This window comes from Natrinema soli, from assembly GCF_028618695.1.
The window spans coordinates 1-4153 of sequence record NZ_JAQIVI010000119.1 but is presented as its reverse complement, the minus strand read 5'-3'; the positions used below and the strand labels follow the sequence as shown (position 1 = coordinate 4153).

Annotated in this window: 6 protein-coding genes and 1 pseudogene; 3 read left to right on the top strand and 4 right to left on the bottom strand. The window is 65.7% G+C overall.

Annotation, left to right across the window (positions count from 1 at the left end; all coding sequences use genetic code 11):
* On the bottom strand, nt 1-1136 hold a 1136-nt coding region (locus tag PGX04_RS07925), incomplete at its 3' end, for an AAA family ATPase (RefSeq protein WP_273738002.1).
* Nucleotides 1137-1231: 95 nt separating this feature from the next.
* On the bottom strand, nt 1232-1867 hold the full coding sequence (locus PGX04_RS07920; RefSeq protein ID WP_273738001.1) for a helix-turn-helix domain-containing protein: 636 nt from the start codon (nt 1865-1867) through the stop codon (nt 1232-1234).
* A gap of 86 nt (nt 1868-1953) precedes the next feature.
* Between PGX04_RS07920 and PGX04_RS07915 the strand changes: the two genes are divergently transcribed.
* Both PGX04_RS07915 and PGX04_RS07910 read left to right on the top strand, forming a co-directional pair.
* Complete coding sequence (locus PGX04_RS07915; RefSeq protein WP_273738000.1) at nt 1954-2853, top strand: ribonucleotide-diphosphate reductase subunit beta; 900 nt, start codon at nt 1954-1956, stop codon at nt 2851-2853.
* Between the two features lie 192 nt (nt 2854-3045).
* Nucleotides 3046-3180 (top strand): DUF7128 family protein, encoded by a 135-nt coding sequence (locus PGX04_RS07910; protein ID WP_273737999.1) that lies wholly within the window; start codon nt 3046-3048, stop codon nt 3178-3180.
* A 21-nt stretch (nt 3181-3201) separates the two neighbouring features.
* Here PGX04_RS07910 and PGX04_RS07905 read toward each other — a convergent pair whose 3' ends face one another.
* Nucleotides 3202-3447: a DUF7508 domain-containing protein gene (locus tag PGX04_RS07905; RefSeq protein ID WP_273737998.1), complete on the bottom strand. Its 246-nt coding sequence runs from the start codon at nt 3445-3447 to the stop codon at nt 3202-3204.
* Nucleotides 3447-3878, bottom strand: a complete 432-nt coding sequence (locus PGX04_RS07900; protein ID WP_273737997.1) for a DUF5796 family protein — start codon at nt 3876-3878, stop codon at nt 3447-3449. Before PGX04_RS07900 ends, PGX04_RS07905 begins: the two co-directional genes overlap by 1 nt.
* A 132-nt stretch (nt 3879-4010) precedes the next feature.
* Between PGX04_RS07900 and PGX04_RS07895 the strand changes: the two are divergent.
* Nucleotides 4011-4153: pseudogene (locus PGX04_RS07895) on the top strand (shikimate kinase); the annotation flags it as partial.

The following is a 4153-nucleotide window of genomic DNA, read 5'->3' as shown; positions in this document are numbered from 1 at the left end:
CCGCCGCGCCGGAGCGCGGGATCGATCGCGTCGACGCGGTTGGTCGCGCCGATGACGATCACCTCGCCGCGGGCGTCGAGGCCGTCCATCAGCGTCAGTAGCTGGCCGACGATTCGGTTTTCGGCGTCCCCGTCGTCGTCGCGCGTGCCGGCGATCGAATCGATCTCGTCGAAGAAGACGATCGTCGGGGCCTCTTCGCGAGCCTTCTCGAACGTCTCTCGGAGCTGTTCTTCCGACTCCCCCTTGTACTTCGACATGATCTCCGGCCCCGAGATCGTCTCGAACTCGGCGTCGACCTCGTTGGCGACGGCGCGTGCGATCAGCGTCTTCCCGGTGCCGGGCGGGCCGTAGAGAAGGACGCCGGAGGGCGGTTCGACGCCGAGGCGTCTGAACAGCTCCGGCTCCGACAGCGGGAGCTCGATCATCTCGCGAACCTGCTCGAGTTCCTCGTCCAGGCCGCCGATGTCCTCGTAGGTGACGCCGGATCCCGGATCGAGTTCGCCCGTCCCGGCCTCGAGTTGGGAGTCGGGACCGGCCGGCGCATCGGTCGATCCGTCAGACTGTCGGCCGCGGTCGGTAGCCCCGGTCCCGCTCGAACTCGGAGTGGCGTCCGATCCCGACTCGAGATCGGCGAGCCGAACTGTTGTCGCGCTCGTGATTCGAACGTCACCGTCGGGATCCGTGTCGGTGACCCGGAACGGCTGCTGATCGATCCCCTCGATCCGGATCTGCTCCCCGGCGCGGACCGGTCGATTGCGGAGTTTCTCCGCCGCGCTGCTTTCGGCGGCCCGCCGCTGACTCTCGGCGAGTCCCGGCGGCGCGACGAGCGTCACCCAATCGGCGTCGGCGATGGTCGACTTGTCTTTCGCCCGGACGGTGACCGTGTCACCGACGTGAACGCCGGCGTTCGCTCGGGTATCACCGTCGACCTGGATGGCGTTGTCGGGGACCGACGGATCCGCGGGCCACATCTTGGCGACCGTCGACTCGTCGCCGTCGATCACGACGGCGTCGCCGCTGAGAATGCCGAGCTGTCGCCGCACCGATTCGGGAATTCGCGCGACGCCCCGGCCGGCGTCTCCCTTTTCGGCAGCGCGAACCGACAACGTGACGCCGTCCGATTCCGACGAACTCATACCCGTTCCTTTCGGGCCGGTCGCCTTGAGAATTGTCCCATCGGACGCCACTGCATGCGCGCGGAATCCGGGGCGGCGTCGTCGGTCACTCGCGGCTACAGCGCGTTTTCCAGTAACCGATCGATTCCGCGCCGGAGCCGCTCGGAGGCCGACGGTGCCGAAATCCCCAGTTGATCGCCGATCTCCGCCGTCGATGCCGCTCGCGGGACGTCGAAATAACCCGCATCGCGGGCCGCGACGAGCGCCTCGTACTGTTCGGTGGTGAGTCCGAACGGCGGATCGTCGCTCGACGATTCCCGAGTGAGCCGCTCGAGTTTGAACGTGCCGCCGCGGTCGGTACAGAACGACCGGTACTCCGCGAGCGCCTCCCGGTTGGGAAACCGCGCTCGCCCCCACCAGCCGTCGACGGTCACGATTCCGCCCAGCGGCGTCGTCCCGAGTTCGACGTACTTCCGGTAGATCGGTAGCGGCGGATCACGTAACCTGATCCGGTAGGTCGATCCGCCGCCCGCACCGTCTACTGTCGTCTGCGTCTCGACGGTGGGATCGTCCTCGAGCGCGGCCCCGAACTCGTCGTCGGCGTCGTCGACCGCTCGACAGAGGACGACCGGTCGATCGGGATCGTCGACGAGAATGCGGTCGATGTAGACCGTGATCTCCGGGACGGCCGCCACCGCGCCCGTCAGCGGCAGGTCTGGAGAGTTTACCTGAAACTCGGCGATGAGGCCCATGCCCCCGCTTCGATCCGACCCTACTTAAATTCCCTAATACGTGAGATATAGGCTGATCGGACAGCGACGCATCTGTTCGGGTGAGAATGGCCACTAATGAGCCGGCGATGCAACTCGAGACGACGATCCGGTCGCACAACTACTACCGAAACGCGGTCGAGAAACACTGGGACCCTCACGATATCGACCTCGCGGCGGACGTAGCGGGAGCGGCCGAGCTCTCCGAGCCGGCCTTTACGGGGCTCAAGCAGTCGCTCGCGCTGTTCGGCGCGGGAGAGGAGTCGGTGACGGAGGATCTCGCGCCGCTGGCGGTCGTCCTGGAGGATATCGGCGACCAGATGTTCATCACGACGCAGCTCTACGAGGAGTCCAAACATACCGACTTCTTCGATCGCTACTGGCGCGAAGTAATTCGCACCGAAGAGGAACGCCGCGGGCAGGAGCTCTCGTCGCCGACCGATGAGAAGTGGTTCAACGAGCCCTACGACGAACTGTTCGAGCGCAACGAGCGGGCGATGGCGCTCCTCCTCGAGGAGGACACGCCGGAAACCCGCGCGAAGGCCCACTGCCACTATCACCTGACGATCGAGGGAATTCTGGCCCAGACAGGCTACTACGGACTCACCCTCGCGTACGGTGAGAACGAACCCGAACTCCCCGATCTGCCGGGACTGGTCGAGGGACTCAAACTGGTTCGCAGCGACGAGGGACGCCACGTCGGCTTCGGGATGGCGAAACTCAAGGAACTCGTGAGCGAGGGCGACGTCGATCCCGACCTCCTCCGCGAGACGGTCGACGAACTGGTGCCGCTCGTTCAGGAGAGCCTGACGAGCGACGACGGGGCCAGCACTGAGGGAGGCCCCGGTCCGAACCCCTCCGACCTCGCCGACTACGCGTACACGAAACACGAACAGCGAATGCAACAGATCACCACCGCGAGCGAGCAGATTCCGGACGTCGAGGAACTGACCGAACTCGACGCCTGACGACGGCGGTTCGCGAGGGCACTGAGGAAGTATCGGAGACGTTCATCGCGTCGGAATACAGGACCGAGAGACACGACCGAGACGGGAATCACGAAACACCCGGTTGGTGACGATACTTCCTCACTGTCGCCGTTCGGTCTCGCTGCAGTCACCGGAGAAACGCCTTTTGTCGTCCGTGTTCCATCGTCTACCATGGTGGTCCAGACCAAACGCGACGACACTACCTGGTACGAGTGCGAGACCTGCGGGCTCCTCTTCGACGAGAAGTCGGACGCGACGGAACACGAGTCACGGTGTGACGGCAGCGACCCGTCCTACATTCAGTGATCCGGCCGCGATCTGACTCGGTCACTCGAGGCGCTCGCGGTGCTCGTCGGCGAGTTCGCGGGCCTGCTCGAGCGTATGAGCTTCGGTCCACCGGACGCGGTCGCCGTCGCCGTATGCCAGCACGCTCTTGAGTTCGTCCCGAAGGACGCCGTGATCGACCGCTAGCACCGTTCCCGAGGCGTTGCCGAGTTCGTAGACGCCGGGCCGGTCCGGCGCGGCGGCGACCGTCTCCCGCTCGAGGTCACGCCAGGGTTTCTGCAGCGGCATCAGTCGGTCGCCTCGACGAGTTCGTAGGCGTGTTCGCTCATCTCGTCCTCGGCGAAGACGAAGACGCGGCCGTCGACGACCGAGAGGTCGGCTTCGACGCGGACCGAGTAGGCCGCCGTCGCGACGGTGACGCCCGGGAACAGTTCCTCCTCGTCGTCGCGATCGAGCATCACGCGGCCGACGCCGGTCGTCTCGAGGATGTCGTCGTGGGTGTTCCGATCGTTGACGTACGTCATGACGCCTTCGACCCCGTCGGGATCGGTAACGAGGACGTGCACTTCTTTGCCCGGTGGGGTCGTCAGGGCGCCGTCGACCGGTTCGGGCGGGCCGTGGTAGAAGACGTCTCGGCCGTCGTGGTACTCGACGACGACGCCACCGTCGACGAGATCGACGCCGATCGTACCGGGGGCGACGTTGTTCCGTGCGCTCATGGTCTCCGCTTCGGTCGGATCGGGGAAAAGGAGTGCGTTCTCCGGTCTCATCGCTTCGCCGAGGAGCGGTTCCTCTATCGATCGATCTCGAGGATCGTTAGCCGTAAGTACGCCTGCTGAGAGTGTCCAAGTATGGATGGCCGCGCTGTCGCCCCCGCAGCCGGGACGGTACTCAACGCACTCGCGACCGGAACCGGCTCGGCGTTCGCGATCGACCTCGAGACGACGGCGACCGTCGAACTCACCGACGACGGCGAGGACGTCGGCGAGGTCGA